Annotated in this window: 18 protein-coding genes and 1 rRNA gene; 6 read left to right on the top strand and 13 right to left on the bottom strand. The window is 40.9% G+C overall.

Annotation, left to right across the window (positions count from 1 at the left end; translation table 11 throughout):
* Position 1 precedes the first annotated feature (1 nt).
* The 3 genes from H148_RS0109170 to mnmE all read right to left on the bottom strand — a co-directional run bounded on the left by H148_RS0109170 (position 2) and on the right by mnmE (position 2,063).
* Positions 2–382 carry a helix-turn-helix transcriptional regulator gene (locus tag H148_RS0109170; RefSeq protein WP_029034540.1) on the bottom strand — a complete coding sequence of 127 codons (381 nt, stop codon included), beginning with the start codon at positions 380–382 and terminating at the stop codon, positions 2–4.
* Between the two features lie 239 nt (positions 383–621).
* On the bottom strand, positions 622–897 hold the full coding sequence (locus H148_RS19040; protein WP_245583409.1) for a tRNA modification GTPase: 276 nt from the start codon (positions 895–897) through the stop codon (positions 622–624).
* Positions 861–2,063 carry a tRNA uridine-5-carboxymethylaminomethyl(34) synthesis GTPase MnmE gene (gene mnmE, locus H148_RS17565; RefSeq protein ID WP_245583408.1) on the bottom strand — a complete coding sequence of 401 codons (1,203 nt, stop codon included), beginning with the start codon at positions 2,061–2,063 and terminating at the stop codon, positions 861–863. Before mnmE ends, H148_RS19040 begins: the two co-directional genes overlap by 37 nt.
* 219 nt (positions 2,064–2,282) lie before the next feature.
* Between mnmE and H148_RS0109160 the strand changes: the two genes are divergently transcribed.
* The gene (locus H148_RS0109160; RefSeq protein ID WP_029034539.1) at positions 2,283–2,621 is read left to right on the top strand and encodes a DUF4870 domain-containing protein; all 339 of its coding nucleotides are present in this window, start codon (positions 2,283–2,285) and stop codon (positions 2,619–2,621) included.
* Positions 2,622–2,850: 229 nt separating this feature from the next.
* Here the strand turns inward: H148_RS0109160 and dnaN are convergent, their stop codons facing one another.
* The 5 genes from dnaN to H148_RS0109130 all read right to left on the bottom strand — a co-directional run bounded on the left by dnaN (position 2,851) and on the right by H148_RS0109130 (position 8,122).
* Entirely contained in the window at positions 2,851–3,969 is a 1,119-nt protein-coding gene (gene dnaN / locus H148_RS0109155; RefSeq protein ID WP_029034538.1) for a DNA polymerase III subunit beta, read from the bottom strand.
* A gap of 183 nt (positions 3,970–4,152) precedes the next feature.
* Positions 4,153–5,829: a gliding motility-associated ABC transporter substrate-binding protein GldG gene (gene gldG, locus H148_RS0109145; protein ID WP_029034537.1), complete on the bottom strand. Its 1,677-nt coding sequence runs from the start codon at positions 5,827–5,829 to the stop codon at positions 4,153–4,155.
* Between the two features lies 1 nt (position 5,830).
* Positions 5,831–6,565: a gliding motility-associated ABC transporter permease subunit GldF gene (gene gldF / locus H148_RS0109140; protein WP_029034536.1), complete on the bottom strand. Its 735-nt coding sequence runs from the start codon at positions 6,563–6,565 to the stop codon at positions 5,831–5,833.
* Positions 6,566–6,781: 216 nt separating this feature from the next.
* Positions 6,782–7,096: a putative quinol monooxygenase gene (locus H148_RS0109135; RefSeq protein WP_029034535.1), complete on the bottom strand. Its 315-nt coding sequence runs from the start codon at positions 7,094–7,096 to the stop codon at positions 6,782–6,784.
* Between the two features lie 198 nt (positions 7,097–7,294).
* Complete coding sequence (locus tag H148_RS0109130; RefSeq protein ID WP_029034534.1) at positions 7,295–8,122, bottom strand: SAM hydrolase/SAM-dependent halogenase family protein; 828 nt, start codon at positions 8,120–8,122, stop codon at positions 7,295–7,297.
* A 108-nt stretch (positions 8,123–8,230) separates the two neighbouring features.
* On the opposite strand from H148_RS0109130, the gene H148_RS0109125 reads away from it, so the two are divergent.
* Both H148_RS0109125 and H148_RS0109120 read left to right on the top strand, forming a co-directional pair.
* A complete protein-coding gene (locus H148_RS0109125; protein ID WP_029034533.1) occupies positions 8,231–9,184 on the top strand; it encodes a PhoH family protein in 954 nt (317 codons plus the stop codon).
* Positions 9,185–9,241: 57 nt separating this feature from the next.
* Positions 9,242–10,186 (top strand): phosphoribosylaminoimidazolesuccinocarboxamide synthase, encoded by a 945-nt coding sequence (locus H148_RS0109120; protein ID WP_029034532.1) that lies wholly within the window; start codon positions 9,242–9,244, stop codon positions 10,184–10,186.
* Positions 10,187–10,650: 464 nt separating this feature from the next.
* Here H148_RS0109120 and H148_RS0109110 read toward each other — a convergent pair whose 3' ends face one another.
* Genes H148_RS0109110 through H148_RS0109100 form a run of 3 tightly spaced genes read right to left on the bottom strand, consistent with a single transcriptional unit; the run spans position 10,651 to position 12,212 of the window.
* Positions 10,651–10,986 carry a hypothetical protein gene (locus H148_RS0109110; protein ID WP_029034531.1) on the bottom strand — a complete coding sequence of 112 codons (336 nt, stop codon included), beginning with the start codon at positions 10,984–10,986 and terminating at the stop codon, positions 10,651–10,653.
* Positions 10,987–10,999: 13 nt separating this feature from the next.
* Positions 11,000–11,290, bottom strand: coding sequence for a chaperone modulator CbpM (locus H148_RS0109105; protein ID WP_029034530.1), 291 nt, complete (start codon positions 11,288–11,290; stop codon positions 11,000–11,002).
* Positions 11,283–12,212, bottom strand: a complete 930-nt coding sequence (locus H148_RS0109100) for a DnaJ C-terminal domain-containing protein (RefSeq protein WP_029034529.1) — start codon at positions 12,210–12,212, stop codon at positions 11,283–11,285. The genes H148_RS0109105 and H148_RS0109100 overlap by 8 nt, the downstream gene beginning before the upstream one ends.
* A gap of 187 nt (positions 12,213–12,399) precedes the next feature.
* Between H148_RS0109100 and acs the strand changes: the two genes are divergently transcribed.
* Positions 12,400–14,307, top strand: a complete 1,908-nt coding sequence (acs, locus tag H148_RS0109095; RefSeq protein WP_029034528.1) for an acetate--CoA ligase — start codon at positions 12,400–12,402, stop codon at positions 14,305–14,307.
* 108 nt (positions 14,308–14,415) lie between these two features.
* Here acs and H148_RS0109090 read toward each other — a convergent pair whose 3' ends face one another.
* Both H148_RS0109090 and H148_RS0109085 read right to left on the bottom strand, forming a co-directional pair.
* Positions 14,416–15,534, bottom strand: a complete 1,119-nt coding sequence (locus H148_RS0109090; protein WP_245583407.1) for a DNA topoisomerase IB — start codon at positions 15,532–15,534, stop codon at positions 14,416–14,418.
* 86 nt (positions 15,535–15,620) lie between these two features.
* Positions 15,621–16,709, bottom strand: a complete 1,089-nt coding sequence (locus H148_RS0109085; RefSeq protein ID WP_029034526.1) for a M42 family metallopeptidase — start codon at positions 16,707–16,709, stop codon at positions 15,621–15,623.
* Positions 16,710–16,810: 101 nt separating this feature from the next.
* Here H148_RS0109085 and H148_RS0109080 point away from each other — a divergent pair, with 101 nt between their 5' ends.
* A complete protein-coding gene (locus H148_RS0109080; RefSeq protein WP_029034525.1) occupies positions 16,811–17,500 on the top strand; it encodes a DUF4294 domain-containing protein in 690 nt (229 codons plus the stop codon).
* A gap of 820 nt (positions 17,501–18,320) precedes the next feature.
* Positions 18,321–18,433: ribosomal RNA gene (locus H148_RS0109070) — 16S ribosomal RNA — on the top strand; the annotation flags it as partial.

Below are 18,433 nucleotides of genomic sequence, written 5' to 3'. Positions count from 1 at the left end.
TCTATTCTTTAAATAATTTATCAATCTCACTTCTTTTTATCCGTGTCGACCTCTGTGAAAATTTAGCCGCTTTTAGGTTTCCTTCTTTTATTAATCTATAAACTGTAGCCTTTGATAGACGTAAAAGTTTAGCGACTTCTGGAACAGTAAGAAACTCTGTTTCTTTAATTTTACTGAGGTAGGAGGTGGAAGGTGCTGGTATTTTTTTTTCTTGTTCACCAGATTCGGTGGTGCTTAAGCCGTTTAATTTTTCATACCGTTTTCTCTCTTTATATGCCCTACTGTTACAGATGTGGGAGCAGTATCTCGTCTTCATTGTCTTTGCAATGAATTTTTCATTGCAGTGTTCACAAATTTTTTCAACTCTAATACTCGTAGCCATTTTGGAAAGGTTTTAGTTCTATTTAGTCTTATATGGTTTTTATAAGATCTATTGATTAAATTAAGAATCATTTTCTCGCCTTTAACAAATCGACAAATATCAATTCCAAAACGAGGTACAACAAAGATACAAATTCGACCTAAAATTAACTGATTTTAACTAAATAAAAATTAGAGCAAAAAATAAAAGCCCTTTAAAATTAAGGGCTTTCAAGGTATTGAGATTTTTTTTGAGTCAAATCATTTGCCAATACAAAAATTAGCAAAAATATTCCCCAGCAGATCATTATTAGTGATCTCGCCGGTGATCTCTCCGAAGTAGTGGAGAGCTTCCCGGATGTCGATGGCCAGCAGGTCACCCGAGAGATTATGGTTCAGTCCGTCCTGTACTTTATTTATCTCTTCCAGGGCACTCAGCAGCGCGTTGTAATGTCTGCTGTTGGTAACAATGGTGTTGTTATTTCGGAGTTCTCCGGTGTTCACAAATTGCAGTAGTTTTTGCTGGAGTTCTTCCACGCCTTCTCCGCTTTTGGCGGAGATAGTATTGAGATTTGAGATTTGAGATTTTCTTTCTCCCCCTGAGTCAGTTGATCTATCTTATTGGCGAGGATCACCAAGGGTTTCTGAGGGAATTGATTTCTTATCTTTTCGATTTCTGTTTTTACCTGGTTGAGGGTTGGGGCGGAGCCCGTGGATCCTGAAACAAGTTCAGGATGACGATTTGTCTGTGGTTCAGGATGACGGAGGCGGGAAGCGTCGAACAAATAGAGTACCACCTGCGCCTGACTTATCTTTTCAAAAGTCCGTTTGATCCCGATGCTTTCCACCACATCTTCGGTCTCACGAATTCCGGCGGTGTCTATAAATCTGAATCCAATCCCTCCAATGGAGATCTCATCCTCAATCGTGTCACGGGTGGTACCGGCAATTTCTGATACGATCGCGCGTTCCTCGTTTAAAAGGGCATTTAGCAAAGTGGATTTTCCGACATTGGGTTCGCCAACAATTGCAACCGGAATTCCGTTTTTCAACACATTACCCACAGCAAAGGAATCGATCAACCTTTTCAAAACCTGCTGAATTCTGCTTACCAGGTTTTGAAATTCATCCCGGTTCGCAAACTCCACATCTTCTTCGGCAAAGTCCAATTCCAATTCAATCAGGGAAGCGAAGTTCAGGAGTTCCTGTCGCAGTTTTTGGATCTCATTGGAGAATCCGCCGCGCATTTGCTGCATCGCCATTTGGTGGCTCGCCTGGTTCTCAGAAGAGATAAGATCGGCTACGGCTTCTGCCTGACTCAGATCCATCTTACCATTAAGGAAGGCGCGAAGGGTGAATTCCCCGGCTTCCGCAGAACGACAACCTCTACGTATCAACAGCTGAATGATCTCCTGCTGAATGTACGGACTCCCGTGACAGGAGATTTCGATGGTATTTTCCCCTGTATAAGATTTTGGTCCGTGAAAAACAGAGATAAGTACTTCATCAATAATCCGTTCTCCATCCACAATGTTTCCCAGGTGGAGCGTGTGGGAAGGCTGTTCCAAAAGGTCTTTTTTGCTCTTCGCCTTAAAAACAGGAGCTGCCAGCTGCACCGCATCGGGCCCTGAAATCCGTATCACCGCAATAGCACCCGCCCCCGAAGGAGTAGCAAGAGCTACGATGTTGTCGTTTAATTTCATGGGTTAAAGATAATAAATTCAGTAGGCAGTGCTCAGTGGTGAGTTGGCAGGATTGAGGCAATAATCTATGCATCTGTGGCAAATCTACTTTTTCTTCTAAAAAATAAATTTTTTGCAACAGTTAAACATTCTATTCGTCTTTTTAGTACCTTGCAATACAAAGTAATAATATTAATAATCATCAATCAAATCAAAATGAATTATTCAAACACAACCATCATGAGAGAAGACAAACAATTGTTAATGCTAACGCACCTGAGTCAGTTACTTGACCTGGTAACAGTAATTGGCGGATTTATAGTTCCGCTGGTCATATGGCTTACTCAGAAGGATAAAGTATTGGGAATGGATGCCCACGGAAAAATGATCCTGAATTTCCAGATATCTATTTTTATTTATTCTATTATTTCTATTCCTCTTATTTTGTTATTTGGAATTGGAATCCTATTGCTGATAGGTATAGGTATTATCGCCATTGTTTTCCCAATCCTTAACGCGATTAAAGTAAATAATGGGGAAATTCCATACTATCCACTATCTATCGAGGTTATTAAATAAGTGACTGAAAGCAAACTTTGCCCCCTAAGGGCAAATTATTGATAGTCCGGGCTGAAGGCAGTCCACCCCGACCTGCGGCCACTTCACCGAAGGAGGGGACTAAAAAAACCTCTGAAAAATCATTTTTCAGAGGTTCTTTTTTTTGGTCTAACAGCCACCGCAGGTGGCGGTCTTAAATCTAGTAGCGAAGCGGTCTAACAGCGAAGCGATCTACAACTAAAGCTCAGCTTTAGTTGTTTAGCATTACCGGCATCACCAACATGGTAACTTTCTCCCCGTCATCCAACCCGTCAACGGGAGTAAGGATTCCTGCACGGTTAGGTAAACTCATTTCCAGTTGTACTTCATTTGCGTTCAGGTTTGAAAGCATTTCCGTAAGGAAACGTGAGTTGAAACCAATCTGCATATCGTCGCCTTGGTAAGAACAGGTAAGACGCTCCTCGGCTTTGTTGCTGTAATCAACATCTTCCGCAGAAATATTGAGTTCGGCCCCGGCGATCTTTAAACGTACCTGGTGAGTTGTTTTGTTGGAGAAAATGGAAACCCTTTTTACTGAACTTAGGAATTGTCCGCGGTCAATGACCAGCTTGTTCGGATTCTCTTTTGGAATTACTGCCTCATAATTCGGATATTTTCCGTCGATAAGTCGGCAAACAAGCGTAGTATCTTCAAACGTAAAACGTGCATTTGATTCATTATATTCAATAACCACTTCAGAATCTGAGCCTGAAAGAATTCCTTTCAGCAGGTTCAGAGGTTTTTTAGGCATGATAAATTCAGCTTTTTGAGAAGCCGAAATGTCATTTCGGGAATATTTTACCAGTTTGTGAGCATCTGTAGCTACAAAGGTTAAATCATCCTGGGTAAATTGGAAGAAAACCCCGCTCATTACAGGCCGTAGATCATCATTTCCAGAAGCAAAAATAGTTTTGCTGATCGCCGTTGCCAAAACATCTCCCTCGATTGTAGTACTGCTTGGTTCTTCCAGGCTTACAGCTTTAGGGAACTCCTCGCCACCTGCATAAGCCAGCGCGTATTTTCCATGATTGGAACTCAATTCAATGGTGTTGTTATCTTCGACAACAAAGGTCAGCGGCTGTTCCGGAAAAGTCTTTAAAGTCTCCAGAAGAAGACGCGCGGGAACTGCGATCTTTCCTTCAGAATCAGATTCTACTGTAAGTTTTGAAGACATGGTTGTCTCCAGGTCAGACGCAGAAACGGTTAGTTCATCATTGTTGAGTTCGAAAAGAAAATTATCCAGAATGGGCAGCGTGTTGTTATTATTGATCACACCCCCCAGTATTTGTAGCTGTTTCAGCAAATATGTGCTTGATACAATAAATTTCATTGGCTTCATAATAAGTTAATCTTGATACAAATATATCCTAATCCTTTAAAAAGCAGGAAAGCAGCAGGTATTTTTTATTAACAGCAAATTGCTGAAAATACCTGTTAAAAATGTCATTTTCAGCAACTTATAATTTTAAGAGCTTCGGAATTGTTAATAAACAGGGCATGGAAGGAAAGCTTTTTACCTTTTAATGTATTTTCTTTTCCTTAGAATGCTGAAAAGACCAGCAAACAAAGCCAACACACTCAGCGGAAGCAGGATGTTCATTACCTGCCAAAAAGTTCTTTGCTCTTCAACTTGTTCCAGATCCAAAAATGCTATTTTCACCTCCTTGCTTCTAATGTCTATGAGGCCTCTGTCATCCAGCAGGTAATTCACCGCATTGAGCAAGAATTCCCTGTTGCCGTAGGTTGTTCCGGTATAGCGGTCAAAACCAAGTGATAGCGGTTCTCCCCGTTGTAATTGATTTTTAATAACATCTCCGTCACTTATTACCAGCATTTTTGTCTCTTCACTTTTACTTCGGAAGTTTTCGGGTTCAAATGGTAACACCCGGTTCTCATAAACTGAATTAAATTCTCCTTCCAGCATTACTGCCAAAGGCTGCTCTCCTGAAGTATATTCAGAAAGATCGGGCTCTGCTGTAATTTCCTCCAGACTTATTTCCCGGGGAAGTCCAACAACCTCAGACCGTGGGGAAGTTGAAAGCAGCACCGTTTTTTTTATGTCATTTTCCAAAACGTCCATAGGACTCGCATATTCAAATTTTACTGCCTCTAGGTTGTTCACTACAGGGTGATTGGTCGGGGAGGAGGAAAGCGGAAAATAGAACCAGGGGTAAGGATTGAACTGGGCATCATTTCCACTGCCGGTGGCCAGGACAATTGGCGCCGAATAAAGATCCTTCACCAGTGCAGGATTGATTCGCAAACCATATTTGAAGAAAAAATCTCCAAGATTAAGATCGCGGGGCAAGGCAAAGGCACTGCCGGCAGAACTGAAAAGACTGTCGGTTTCCATGGCAGCATGTTCCACCAGCCACAGTTGTTTCCCGCCGCTCATAAGGTATTGGTCGAGCACCAGCTTTTCGGCTTCGGTGTAAGGTTCTGTCGGTTTTGCTTCGATCACGAGGTCGTATTCTTTTAGCTGCTCCAGTGTTCCCTGCGGATTTACCGCTACAGAATCCAGAGTAAACGGCGCTATGTAATAATACTCCTGAATGCTCCTTACAAAATCGGCTATGTACTGATCCTGCAGTTCGCCGTTACCTCGCATTACAGCTACTTTCTTTCCTTTTGGTTCTAAAAGTTTGGAAAATGCATCGGCAAAGGCGTATTCCAGCTGTTGCACAGAAGCTGCAACACGATCCTCGGTTGTTGCGCCAAGTTGATTTTTCAGTAAAGGAATTGCAACAGATTTACTTCCGAAGTTTGCCATTGCCCAGGGGAAGACGATAGCTTCACTGGTACGGCCATTCTCAACCACATTGATACGAGCGGGAGTCATTCCCATTTCGTAGAATTGCGTTGCGATCTCATTGGCATTACCACCTTCCTCGAGTGGGTTTGTAAACCGAAATGTTATCTGCGGATTCACTGCAGCAAATTCTTCAAGCAGCTGCCTGGTCTCTACCTGTAGCCTTCTGAATTCCGGAGGAAATTCTCCTTCCAGGAATACATCGATAATTACCGGAGCCTCAGCTTTGGAAACGATCTCTTCTGAAGCTTCAGAAAGTGTATAACGTTTGTCTTCTGTAAGATCAAACCTTTCGTAGAAAGTGTATGAAAGTACATTGACCACAATAATTGCCAGGAGCAACAAAAAAACCTTTTTAAAATGTGATTTTTGAAACTTCACTTCAGGCTGATTTTTTGTTGATGAGACTCAGGTTTGTGAGAGCAAGAAAAAAGAAGATAAAGCTCAAAAAGTAGATTAGATCTCTCGTATCCATGATCCCGCGGCTTATGCTTTCATAATGCGCATTAAGTCCAAGGTCTTCCACTCCAAAGGTTCCGCTGCCAAAAATATTAAGGTTGGCAACGGCTTCAAAAGCAAAATAGGCGATGAAGCAGAGAAAGACTGCAAGAATAAAGGATACGATCTGGTTATGTGAAAGTATAGAGGCAAAAATTCCTATGGCGGTATAGCAGGCTCCTAAAAAAAGGAGTCCGATGTAAGATCCAATCAGCACGCCCCAATCGAGATTATCTTCGGGCCTGTCGAGATAATAAATGGCTGCGACGTATAAAATAGTAGGCACAAGAGCCAGGATCACCAAAGAAAGTGCTCCAAAATACTTACCCAACACCAGTTGCAGGGTTGTTAGTGGTTTAGTGAGGAGCAGCTCCAGAGTCCCCTGTTTAATTTCATCGGAAAAACTTTTCATGGTAATGGCGGGAATGAGGAAAAGAAAGATCCAGGGCGCCAGTGTAAAGAATGGCTCGAGAGTCGCAAAACCACTGTCCAGAATATTATATTCCCCTTGAAAAACCCAAAGAAACAGCCCGTTGATTACCAGAAAAAGTCCAATCACCAAGTAGCCTATGGGAGAGGCAAAAAATGAGTTGATTTCTTTCTTTAATACTGCTATCACTATTTGAATGTATATTTTCTATTTTTTATAATAATAAATATCAGGTGCCCAATCCATTATTCCGGCTCCCTTTAGGGGAGGGGGTATAGCGCAAAAATGCAACCTCCGTTAAACACCAAATTCCGAAAAGTGGACAGAGGACGGAGGTCATAGTGAACTTATTTCTAATTAACCTATTAATTAATCCCCAATTAACCATTTACAACCGCCCTCTAATTACTGCGCACCGCCAACTGAACCCGAGGACCATACTTTGTCTACGCTCCACGCCTCCGGCTTCCCTGCAAACATTTGTTTCGTCTCGCTCCATACCTTTTTAAAAAGAGGGGAAAGTCTATAGTTTTCCAGAGCATCTTCATCCTGCCAGTAACTGTACGTAAAAAATATGTTTTTATTGTTCTTATCTCTATAAAACTCAAGGAATTCACAACCGTGGAATCCTCTTATCTTCTCCTTATTCCTTTGAAACAACTCTTGAAACTCTTCTGTCTTTGAAGGTTCAAAAGTCATTTTTACTATCCGTATTATCATTCTTCAATTATCAATTTATATTAAGCAAATTAGCTAATCTATTTTTCCGGCTCCCTTTAGAGTTGGAGTAAATCGGAAGAATGGCAAAGCATTAATTTTCAACTGCGGGCACCAAATTCCAATATCTACTTCATGTCACCTCGAGCGGAGTCGAGAGGTTAAAAAAGTCTTGGCTCAGTCTCTTGGTTCTTGGCTCTTTTATAAAAAATTCACCGTCACCGTATCCCTATACTCCAAACCGAAGAGGGTAGAGGCACTACCTACCGTACTAGGATTGCTCTTATAGATCGCCAGCTCGATGTACCCACCGGAGTTGAAGATGGCAAGTTTCTTGCCATCTTCCCGGTTGATCATTTCGGTATCAAAATTTATTGCCTCACTGTATGTGCTGAAGATCTCTGTAAATGTTGCCGTTCTTGCCCTCATGTTAAATTTTCTGCTTTTACCAACTTTTTCAAACAGCTTTTTCGAAATATTGGTTACCACATTCCCGTAGTTATCAATGTAGATCACATTGCCCTTTATCTGATTCTTCTCGGAGTTGATCAACGGTTCCATTTCCTTAAGCTGTTTAATTTCGGAAATGGATTTCCCAATGACTTCAAGGGTGCCACCACGGGCTAGATGACCTGCTACCTTCACGAAAACATCCAGTACTGGGAAATTACTCTGAATTTTGTCGTGAATATTGATCTCAACGATCTTCTCCGGAACAAATTCCGAAGCTATTAACGAGAGAATTCCGTTGTTGGCGCAAATAAAGTAGTGTCCGTCGAGTTTTAGGGCAACATGTTTATTTTCAGGAGTTAATTCTGAATCTACTCCAATGATGTGAATACTGCCTTCTGGAAAGCTCTTGTAAGCATTCTTTATGATGTAGGAAGCTTCTGTAATATGAAAGGGGGCAATGGAATGAGAGATGTCCACAATTTTTGCCGTTGGTAACTCGGTGTAAATCGCTCCTTTAACTGCCCCTGCAAAATGATCTTTTTCCCCAAAATCTGTCGTTAAGGTAATTATGGCCATGGGCAATTTCTAATGAATATTTTTCCTAACTTAAACCTTTATTTATTTAAGTTTGTAATGCAAATCTAAAGATAATTAACTCATTTTTTAAATTTAATCCGATCGCTTTTGAACGAACTTATCATTGAACTTTCTGAAATAAGTCCGAGGGATTTTTTCGGGGAACAGAATTCACATATTGAACTTTTGAAAAGGTATTTTCCGAAGCTCAAAATTGTTGCAAGAGGTAATAAACTTCGCATCTATGGCGACGAGGAAATGCTCGAAGAATTCGACAGGAGGTTCAATATGTTGATCGATCATTACGGGAAGTTCAATCGTCTTGATGAAAATGCAATTGAGCGGGTGCTAACTAGTGAAAGCAAGGAGGAATACGATACTTCCAATGAAAGTGGAGAAGTATTGGTTCACGGAGTTAGCGGTAGGATGATCAAACCTCAGACCGCTAATCAACGCCGCCTGGTTGAGCTGATGAGGAAAAACGATATGGTCTTTGCTATTGGTCCTGCGGGGACAGGGAAAACATATACAGGTGTTGCGCTGGCTGTTAAAGCCCTTAAGGAGAAACAGGTAAAAAGAATTATTCTTACGAGACCTGCAGTGGAAGCAGGAGAGAATCTGGGATTTTTACCCGGGGATCTAAAAGAAAAGCTGGATCCTTATATGCAGCCATTATATGATGCCCTGCGGGATATGATTCCTCATGAAAAACTGGAAAGTTATATTGAAAAAGGAGTGATCCAGATCGCGCCTCTGGCCTTTATGCGTGGTAGAACCCTGGACCATGCTTTTGTTATTCTTGACGAAGCCCAAAACACCACCCATGCCCAAATGAAGATGTTCCTTACCCGAATGGGGAAGAGCGCAAAATTCATGGTCACTGGAGATCCAGGGCAAATTGACCTTCCAAAAAGAGTGATTTCGGGACTTAAAGAAGCAATTCTTGTCTTGCAGGATGTTGATGGGGTGGGAATAATTCACCTGGACGATAAGGATGTGATTCGTCACAAGCTTGTGAAGAAGATCATTGCTGCTTATAAAAGAATAGAAAATCCGGAATAAAATGACATTTTTGAGATCCCGCTGCCGTGGGATCTTTTCTTATAACTTAATACTCACATGAATACCATTACCTCTACAAATTTTAATTTTCCCGGTCAAAAAAATGTTTACAAAGGAAAAGTACGGGATGTTTATACGCTGAAAGATGACCGCCTGGTCATGATCGTGACCGACAGGCTTTCTGCTTTCGATGTTGTGATGCCAAAAGGAATTCCATACAAGGGACAGATCCTTAATCAGCTCGCCACTAAAATGATGAAAGCCACCGAAGATATTGTACCCAACTGGCTCGAAGCCACACCCGATCCCAATGTGGCGATAGGGCAGAGGTGTGAACCTTTTAAAGTGGAAATGGTTATACGTGGTTATTTGACCGGTCATGCAGCCCGGGAATATGCCGCTGGAAAACGCAGCCTTTGCGGAGTACATATGCCCGAAGGGATGAAAGAAAATGAAGCTTTTGAAGCACCTATTATCACTCCCACCACAAAAGCCGACTCGGGAGAGCACGACATGGACATTTCCCGGGAAGAGATTTTGGAAAAAGGAATCGTTTCTGAAAAAGATTATCATCTCCTTGAGATTTACACCCAACAGCTGTTCCTTCGCGGTAGTGAACTCGCTAAGAAAAACGGGCTAATTCTGGTAGACACAAAATATGAATTCGGGAAAACTGCTGAAGGAGAAATTGTGCTTATCGACGAAATCCACACTCCCGATTCATCCCGTTATTTCTATGCCGAAGGTTACCGGGAGCGTCTGGCTAAAGGGGAACCTCAAAAGCAGCTTTCAAAAGAGTTTGTCAGACAATGGCTTATCCAAAATGAATTTCAGGGAAAAGAAGGGCAGCAAATTCCCGAAATGAGCGATGAATACATAGATTCAGTTTCTGAGCGTTACATCGAGCTCTATGAACAGATCACCGGCGAACCCTTTGTAAAGGCTGATATTTCTAATATTGAGGAGAGGATCGAGCGGAATGTATTGGAGCACATAAGGTAGTTTGTATTGAGTATTAAAAATAAGTTATAGGTGGCTTTGTGCTCTCTGGTGCATTCTGGTTGTCAGGCTGAGCAATTTTCACGTCCGGGAGGCCGGGGAAATATGGTCGAAGCCTGGTTTGAATAAAGTTTTTTTAGAAGAAATGGATGTCATGTGCTAACAAGCGCTTCGACCGTCGCTTCCTGCGGTCGCTGGCTCAGCGTGACATGGGTTCTTTTCCATAATTTCCCGCTGATTTCGCTGATTTCCGCAAATAAAATTGAACTCGCAACAACCTCAACTCGCAAAAGAAAATAAATCATGAGTTAAAGGTTATGAGAAAAAATAATCTGCAGCTTACAACAGAGGTCGAAATGACAAACTCTAAAATTCTCGATTTTTGGTTCTTAACTCATTTTGCACTACTTACTAAAATCTGCGTACTGCATACTTGCCTTTGCCTTTCTAACCGCGTCTTTCTAACTTCATCTCACTTCATGTACCAACAAATAATCCGGACCGCCGGAAAGGGGATAACCTTCAATTTTTTCAGCAACTATGGTAACTTCTTCGTTGACATAGTCGTCAAGGTCTACTGCCTCACTTTTTAGAGCGTAAAATTCTTCATTTTCTGTTTCAATAGTATGGGTGCCGTATTGGTACGAGGTCATGCCTTGTTCCTGGATGGTGCCGGTGATCTCCATAGTTTTTTCTTTTATTACAGCCGAACGCGATTCATCTTCCCCGTTAGTTGTATAACTACAGGTTTGAGTAAAGAACAATAAAGTTAATCCCGCAAAAATGTTCAAAATCAATTTCATAATTCAGTTTAGTTTAATCTTCATATAATTTTAGGCGGTTTTGTAAATGCCGCACTTCATCCTGAAGTCGGGAAACCCGGTTCAGGAGATGGTTAATAGCGTCTATTCCCTGCATATTTATCTCAAGGTCGTAGTGCAGGCGCATTATTCGCTCCAGCTCCCTCAGTTGTTCCTGCTCAATGTATTCATCTTCCTCTATAATTATAGTTTGTATTAATCCATTTTCTGTGAGGGAATGAATAAAAGAATACTCCAGTTGATGGCAATTACAAAATTCTAATATTGAGATATATTGATCATCCATTTTCTTGCAGTTTTTTTAGTTCCTGTAAAAGTTCTTTTTCCCTTGCACTCAGGTTTGTCGGAATCTTTATTTTGTAAGTAATAAAAAGGTCGCCAAACTGTCCTTCTGTCTTGTAAACCGGAAATCCTTTTCCTTTTAGTTTTACGGTTGTTCCGTTCTGGGTTTCCGGCTTCACATTCAGTTTTACTTTTCCGTCAAAGGTATCTACCATGAGATCTCCGCCTAATGTGGCCGTAAATATATCCAGTTCTACATCTTTATAGAGATTTTTTCCTTCTCGTTTAAAGGAAGTATCATTGTTAATGGCAAAAGTAATGAGGAGGTCCCCGTTTGGTCCACCGTTCATTCCTTCCCCTCCATAACCTTTGATCCTAATAGTTTGTCCGTTTTCCACACCGGCAGGTATGGTTAGTCTTATATTTTTACCATTGATGGTAAGCGTTTGCTTTTGGGTTTTATAGACATCGGTAAGATTTAACTGTAGCTCTGCATTATAATCCTGTCCCCTAAAGCGGGTAGTTCTTTGCCTTCCGCCTTGAGCACCTCCGAACATAGATTCAAAAAATTCAGAAAAATCCCCGCCTTCAAATCCGCCGCCGCCAAAATTTTCTGCTCCTCCAAAGCCGCCGGTTCTGCCACCCGAATATTGTTGCTGATACTGTTGCTGTTGTGCTTTTTGTCTTTCAAATTCTTCGGCATGTTGCCAGTCTTTCCCGTACTGGTCGTACTTTTTTCTTTTTTCTGGATCTATAAGCACTTCATGTGCCTCATTTATCTGCTGAAATTTCTTCTGGGCAGCAGTATCATTAGGATTTAGGTCTGGGTGATACTTACGTGCCAGTTTTCGGTAGGCTTTTTTTATATCATTTTTAGTAGCAGTTTTATCCAGCTCTAAAACCTTATAATAATCAATAAATTCCATAGATTTTTATGAAGTTTTTTAATCTTCCATTCCTTTAAAGATACATATTTCAGGAAAAAATCAGATCATTCCTGCGATTTATTACTCCTGAAAGATTCCTTTCAAAAATGCCATTTCTGGATACCCTTCTGAAAATCAATTAATTTTAAATATTTGTTTTTGAAGCTTCTTTTCCTAAATTTAGATTATGGAAAATTTACAGCTGCGCAGCTTCGCCGATTATAAGAAAGCCTACAAGAAAAGTATTACAGATCCTGAAGCTTTTTGGGATGAAATAGCCGGTACGTTTACCTGGCAAAAAAGATGGGACAAGACCCTGGAATGGGATTTTGAGAAACCTGAAGTGAAATGGTTCCAGGGAGGAAAACTGAATATCACAGAAAACTGCCTGGATCGTCACCTGGAGACCCTTGGGAACAAAACGGCTATTATCTGGGAACCTAATGATCCCGATGAGGAATCCCGGTATATCTCCTACAGGCAATTATTTGTAAAAGTTTCCAGGTTTGCAAATGTTTTGAAAAATAACGGGATCAAAAAAGGAGACAGGGTATGTCTTTACATGCCAATGATCCCTGAATTAGCCATTGCTATGCTGGCTTGTGCAAGAATTGGGGCAGTTCATTCCATCGTTTTTGCAGGTTTTTCCAGTTCGGCTATTGCACGACGTATCAATGACTCCGATTGTAAGATGCTTATTACGGCAAACGAAGTTTACAGAGGATCTAAAAAAGTTAATTTGAAGGAAATGTGTGATAAGGCTCTGGAAGAGACCCCGGGTGTAGAAACGGTGATCGTTTACCGCCGCACAGTGGAGCCTACTCCTATGAAAGAGGGCAGGGATAAATTCTGGTTTGATGAACTTCAAAAGGCTGAAAAAGAATGCCCTGCAGAAGTTATGGATGCCGAAGATATGTTGTTTATTCTCTATACTTCCGGCTCAACCGGTAAGCCAAAAGGGATGGTTCATACTGTTGGAGGTTATATGGTGGGTACGACTTACACCTTTCAAAATGTCTTTCAGCTTGAAAAACATGATGTCTACTGGTGTACGGCCGATATTGGATGGATCACAGGACACTCCTATATAATATACGGGCCTCTGGCATCCGGAGCTACAACTGTGATGTTTGAAGGCGTTCCCAGCTATCCCGATTACGGCAGATTCTGGGAAATTGTTGATAAGTTAAAAGTCACTCACTTTTATACAGCTCCTACTGCAATACGATCGCTGGCCAAACAACCTTTAAATTTCGTTGAAAAGCACGATCTCACTTCCCTTAAAGTGCTGGGAAGTGTAGGAGAACCCATTAATGAAGAGGCCTGGCACTGGTACAATGATAATATTGGAAAAGGAAATTGTCCTGTTGTAGATACTTGGTGGCAAACCGAGACAGGAGCAATTATGATTTCCCCTCTTGCCGGTATTACACCTACAAGGCCCACTTTTGCGACTTTACCCTTGCCGGGAGTGCAACCGGTTCTTATGAATGATCAGGGAGAGGAGACACCCGTTACAAATGAGCCTGTTGACGGAAGACTGGCAATTAAATTTCCATGGCCTTCAATTGCCCGTACCATCTATGGGGATCATCAACGCTATAGAGAAGTGTATTTTTCCACGTTTAAAAACAAATATTTTACCGGTGACGGGGCATATCGTGATGCAACCGGAAATTACCGCATTACGGGAAGGGTTGATGACATAGTTATTGTTTCCGGACATAACCTGGGAACTGCAGCAATAGAAAATGCCATTGATGAGCATGAACACGTGGTCGAGAGTGCGGTTGTGGGCTTTCCACATGATATTAAAGGAAATGCACTTTACGCATATGTAATTCTTTATGACAAAGTAGAGCCTTCAGAAAAGCTTGAAAAGGAAATTAAGGAGATTGTTTCCCAAACTTTGGGACCAATTGCGAAACCTGAAAAGATTCAATTCGTGAGCGGACTTCCCAAAACAAGAAGCGGAAAAATTATGAGAAGGATTCTTCGTAAAATTGCATCAAACGATACAGAAAATCTTGGAGATACTTCAACTCTGCTTAATCCAGAAATTGTTGACGAAATAATGACTGAAGCAAAACATTAAATTTTCTTTTATGAAATAACTGCTTTAGTATAACAAGATAAGAGAAGTTGAAGGCCTTGTAGCTTTTCTAAAGCATCTTGAGAAGTAAATCAGAATTTTTGATAGGTTTTAGGATTCTTTCTCTTCCAGCTCAATTTCAAAATCTTTGAGAATTTCAAGTAAGACTTCTTCTGTTTGAGAAAGATTAGGTTTGGAGGTACGTTTTCTTTCTACCTTTTGGAAATATGGAACTATACCTCCTGTCTCGTATAGCTCAACCACATAGGGGTGCACGTAATAGCTACGGCATACACTGCGGGTGTTGTTTAATGCTTCGGCTGTGGTATCATAAGCCTCTAAGATGTTCTTTTTGTTCTGCTTTTCCTCTTCGGTAAAGCCCGTGTCGCGTAACTTTTCAAAAAAGATCTTCGTGGCACTCCAGGTCCTGAAATCTTTAGCCGAAAATAGTTCTCCACTCAATTCCTGGATGTAGTGATTTACCATTCCGCTATCAATACTGTGCTTTTTTCCGTCCTCACCTATATATTTAAACACCTCCCATCCGGGAATTTCCTCACATTGATTTACCAGTTTAATTAATTTCTTGTCACGTACAGAAACAGTATTTTCAATTCCACGTTTACCTAAAAAATTAAATTTCATTTCACCGCTGGAGATCTCTACATGTCGGCTTCTTAAAGTGGACAGGCCGTAGGATTTATTTTGTTTGGCATAAGCCTCATTTCCAATCCTAATGTGTGTTTCTTCCATGAGTCTTACCACCAGGGCGAGGACTTTTTCCTGTGGCATTCCTTTTTTGTCCAGGTCTTTATCTACCTGTGCTCTGATCTTTGGCAAAACCTTACCAAAGGCGGTCATCTTATAAAATTTTGTGAGATTACGGAGCTTTGTCCAGTCGGGATGATAGATGTATTGTTTTCGCTGTTTGGTATCAAGTCCTATGACCTGTAGATGACCATTTGAAAAAGGGCAGATTTTTACTTTTTCCCATGCGGGTGGAATAACAAGTTTTTTTATTCTTTCCAGCACCTCATCATCCTTAAGTGGTTCTCCATCGTGGAGATACTGGTAACCTTTTCCTCTTTTGCGCCGCATAATACAAAGGTCATCTTCAGAAATATACTGTAGATTAGCTTTTTCTGCAGCCAGGTCAGGATTGGAGAGTAGCGTTACAACTTCATCTGGAGAAAGGACCATGAATTTTTTTCTAAATATAGCTTTCATCATTATCCCGACCTTGTAAAGAAATGTGAAAACTTCAGAAAATAAAAACCTCCTTAGAAAGGAGGTTCAAAAATGTTATTTTGGGATACCTATTCAAAATAGCTAAAGGTATCTCCATCTTTTAGTTGTAACAAGCTTTCATAGATCAACTTTATCACATTTTCCACATCATTGCGGTGCACCATTTCAACTGTGGTATGCATATAACGCAAGGGAAGGGAGATCAAAGCCGAAGCCACTCCGCCATTACTGTAAGCAAAAGCGTCTGTATCTGTGCCTGTCATTCTTGAAGAAGCCATACGCTGAAAGGGGATATTTTTATCCTCGGCAGTTTTAATTAGAAGATTTCGCAGCTTGTTTTGTACGGCGGGTGCATAAGAAATCACCGGACCGTCACCAATTTTTGTTAGTCCGTTTGTTTTCTTTTCGATCATTGGGGTAGTGGTGTCATGAGTAACATCGGTCACTATGGCCACATTTGGTTTAATACGTTGGGTGATCATTTCGGCACCTCTTAGACCAATTTCCTCCTGTACCGAATTTGTTATATAAAGACCAAAAGGCAATTTCTTTTTGTTTTCCTTCAGCAGGCGTGCTACTTCGGCGATCATAAATCCGCCAATTCGGTTGTCAAGAGCCCGGCTCACAAATTTATTTTTATTGAGGATAAAGAATTCGTCGGGATAAGTGATTACGCAACCAACATGAACGCCTAGAGCCTCCACCTCTTCTTTTGAAGAGCAGCCTACATCTATAGAAATATTGTCAAGTTTAGGAGCCTGTTCTTTTTCTTTATCGCGGGTGTGAATGGCAGGCCATCCAAAAACTCCTTTTACAATCCCGTTCCTGGTGTGAATATTCACTCTTTTTGAGGCGGCGATCTGGTGGTCGCTTCCACCATTACGAATTACGTAGATCAAACCGTCGTCGGTAATATAGTTTACATACCACGAGATCTCATCGGCATGACCTTCTATTACAACCTTGTATTTTGCTTTAGGATTTATGACCCCTACGGCAGTACCGTAGGTGTCTGTAATGAATTCATCCACATAAGGTTCTATATAATTCATCCATAATTTTTGACCTTCCCATTCATATCCGGTAGGTGCAGCATTATTTAAATATTGTTCGAGAAAACTTACAGATTTTTCGTTGAGGATTTCTTCCTGGCCCATTTTTATACTTTTTGACGAATTTAATAAGATTTAAAGAGCTGACAATTTATAGATAATGTAATTTTGGAATGATTTTAGCTCAAATGTTGAAAACGAGTATTTTGAGGCAAATTTTATTCATTTATCTCTTTTTGGCGCCGTTGCCTATTCTCGCTCAGGTTGAAGAACCAGTGCAGGATAGTGTGGATTATGAGTTCTATATTATAGAAGGAGATACCATTGCACGCTCACATATAGATCTTGATGAGGTGCTTATCCTTGGAAGACTAAAATTTGACAGTGATCTGGAACGTCGTAAATACCTTATTCTCCGCAGAAAAACCATAAAGGTTTATCCTTATGCCAAACTGGCTTCAGAAAGATTGGTGGAATTAAATAACAGGCTGGATCAAATCAAATCAAAACGGGACCGGAAACGATATACTAAGATTGTCCAGGATTATATTGAAAATCAATTCTCGGCCGAATTAAAGAAATTAACCAGGACAGAAGGTCAGATTCTGGTAAAATTAATTCACCGGCAAACCGGAATAACCGCTTTTGATCTCGTGAAAGATCTAAAAAGTGGATGGAGAGCTTTCTGGTACAATACAACAGCCAGTTTCTTTGACATTTCCTTAAAGGAGGAGTTTGATCCATCTAAGAATGAGGAAGACTATTATATTGAAGATATTCTTCAAAGAGCTTTTCAAGGTAAACAGCTGGAAAGGCAACCCTCTGCGCTGGATTACAATTTCCTGGAACTTACAGATAAGTGGTCAGCACCCGTAAAAGGGGATAGAAAATCATAATATGTATTTGGGCGTTCCCCTGCTTTCGCTACCGCGCATGCCGGGTCGGGCTATACGCTTCAATCTTTTTGCTTGCTCATGCTTCACAAAAAGGATTTCCGCTGCTATCCCTAACGCGGGTTGAATAAATAATTACCTCTCAAAAATGTCATTTTCAATACCTTATCTTGAGGGGGTTGTGAAATGTCAAAAGTTGTGGTACAAGTTTGCAGAAGTAGAAATCGGTAGTATATTTGCACCCGCTTTGAGAAACAACAAAGGGTCTTATATCCGGGAGTTGTAAGCCGGTAGGGCAGGAGTATCGGAGTAAAATTGGTCTGGTTGAAATAGCAGGCAAAGTTCTCTGAAAAAGTTTTGAATTTTAACTTGGATAATAAAGAGTAAAGGTTGTAAATTTGCAAGCTCGTTCTTTAAGAAAGCTAAAAACAGGGGTTAAGAAAAAATTTAATTTTTTTTCTTGCTGGTTTTAAAAAAGGTTGTAGATTTGCAGCCGCTTAGAACAGGAGCGAAGTTCATTGAGAATTACTGAAGAAGAAATCCCGGGTAGGGTAATAATAGAAAAGGTTCAACTCCTTTTATTTCACAAGAAACGCCTCCTGAAATACGGAAAAGTTTCTCCCCTTTTTTAAGGGGAGATGTCCGGAAGGACAGAGGGGTAAGTTCATTGACATATTGAATTGACAGCGCGTATGTTGCTTTAATTAGTAACAAATGCAAATAAGAATTAAGACTAGAAGAACGTTTTGAGCTTTGATCCCCGATAGCTATCGGGGTGAAGAAGAGGAATTCCTTTAGTAGTTGTTAAAGTATATAAGATTTAACGATGAAGAGTTTGATCCTGGCTCAGGATGAACGCTAGCGGCAGGCTTAACACATGCAAGTCGAGGGGCAGCACGTCTTCGGATGGTGGCGACCGGCGCACGGGTGCGTAAC

It is taken from the genome of Salinimicrobium terrae DSM 17865 (assembly GCF_000424665.1).
Lineage (GTDB): Bacteria > Bacteroidota > Bacteroidia > Flavobacteriales > Flavobacteriaceae > Salinimicrobium > Salinimicrobium terrae.
The sequence above is the reverse complement of the archived record's forward strand: the minus strand, read 5'-3'. Positions and strand labels throughout refer to the sequence as shown.

Bases quoted from the DNA above. Each gene is read 5' to 3' on its own strand.
- H148_RS0109170 (WP_029034540.1), bottom strand. From the start codon at position 382: ATGGCTACGAGTATTAGAGTTGAAAAAATTTGTGAACACTGCAATGAA.
- mnmE (WP_245583408.1), bottom strand. From the start codon at position 2,063: ATGAAATTAAACGACAACATCGTAGCTCTTGCTACTCCTTCGGGGGCG.
- H148_RS0109160 (WP_029034539.1), top strand. From the start codon at position 2,283: ATGAGAGAAGACAAACAATTGTTAATGCTAACGCACCTGAGTCAGTTA.
- dnaN (WP_029034538.1), bottom strand. From the start codon at position 3,969: ATGAAATTTATTGTATCAAGCACATATTTGCTGAAACAGCTACAAATA.
- H148_RS0109135 (WP_029034535.1), bottom strand. From the start codon at position 7,096: ATGATAATACGGATAGTAAAAATGACTTTTGAACCTTCAAAGACAGAA.
- H148_RS0109130 (WP_029034534.1), bottom strand. From the start codon at position 8,122: ATGGCCATAATTACCTTAACGACAGATTTTGGGGAAAAAGATCATTTT.
- H148_RS0109120 (WP_029034532.1), top strand. From the start codon at position 9,242: ATGAATACCATTACCTCTACAAATTTTAATTTTCCCGGTCAAAAAAAT.
- H148_RS0109110 (WP_029034531.1), bottom strand. From the start codon at position 10,986: ATGAAATTGATTTTGAACATTTTTGCGGGATTAACTTTATTGTTCTTT.
- H148_RS0109105 (WP_029034530.1), bottom strand. From the start codon at position 11,290: ATGGATGATCAATATATCTCAATATTAGAATTTTGTAATTGCCATCAA.
- H148_RS0109100 (WP_029034529.1), bottom strand. From the start codon at position 12,212: ATGGAATTTATTGATTATTATAAGGTTTTAGAGCTGGATAAAACTGCT.
- acs (WP_029034528.1), top strand. From the start codon at position 12,400: ATGGAAAATTTACAGCTGCGCAGCTTCGCCGATTATAAGAAAGCCTAC.
- H148_RS0109090 (WP_245583407.1), bottom strand. From the start codon at position 15,534: ATGATGAAAGCTATATTTAGAAAAAAATTCATGGTCCTTTCTCCAGAT.
- H148_RS0109085 (WP_029034526.1), bottom strand. From the start codon at position 16,709: ATGGGCCAGGAAGAAATCCTCAACGAAAAATCTGTAAGTTTTCTCGAA.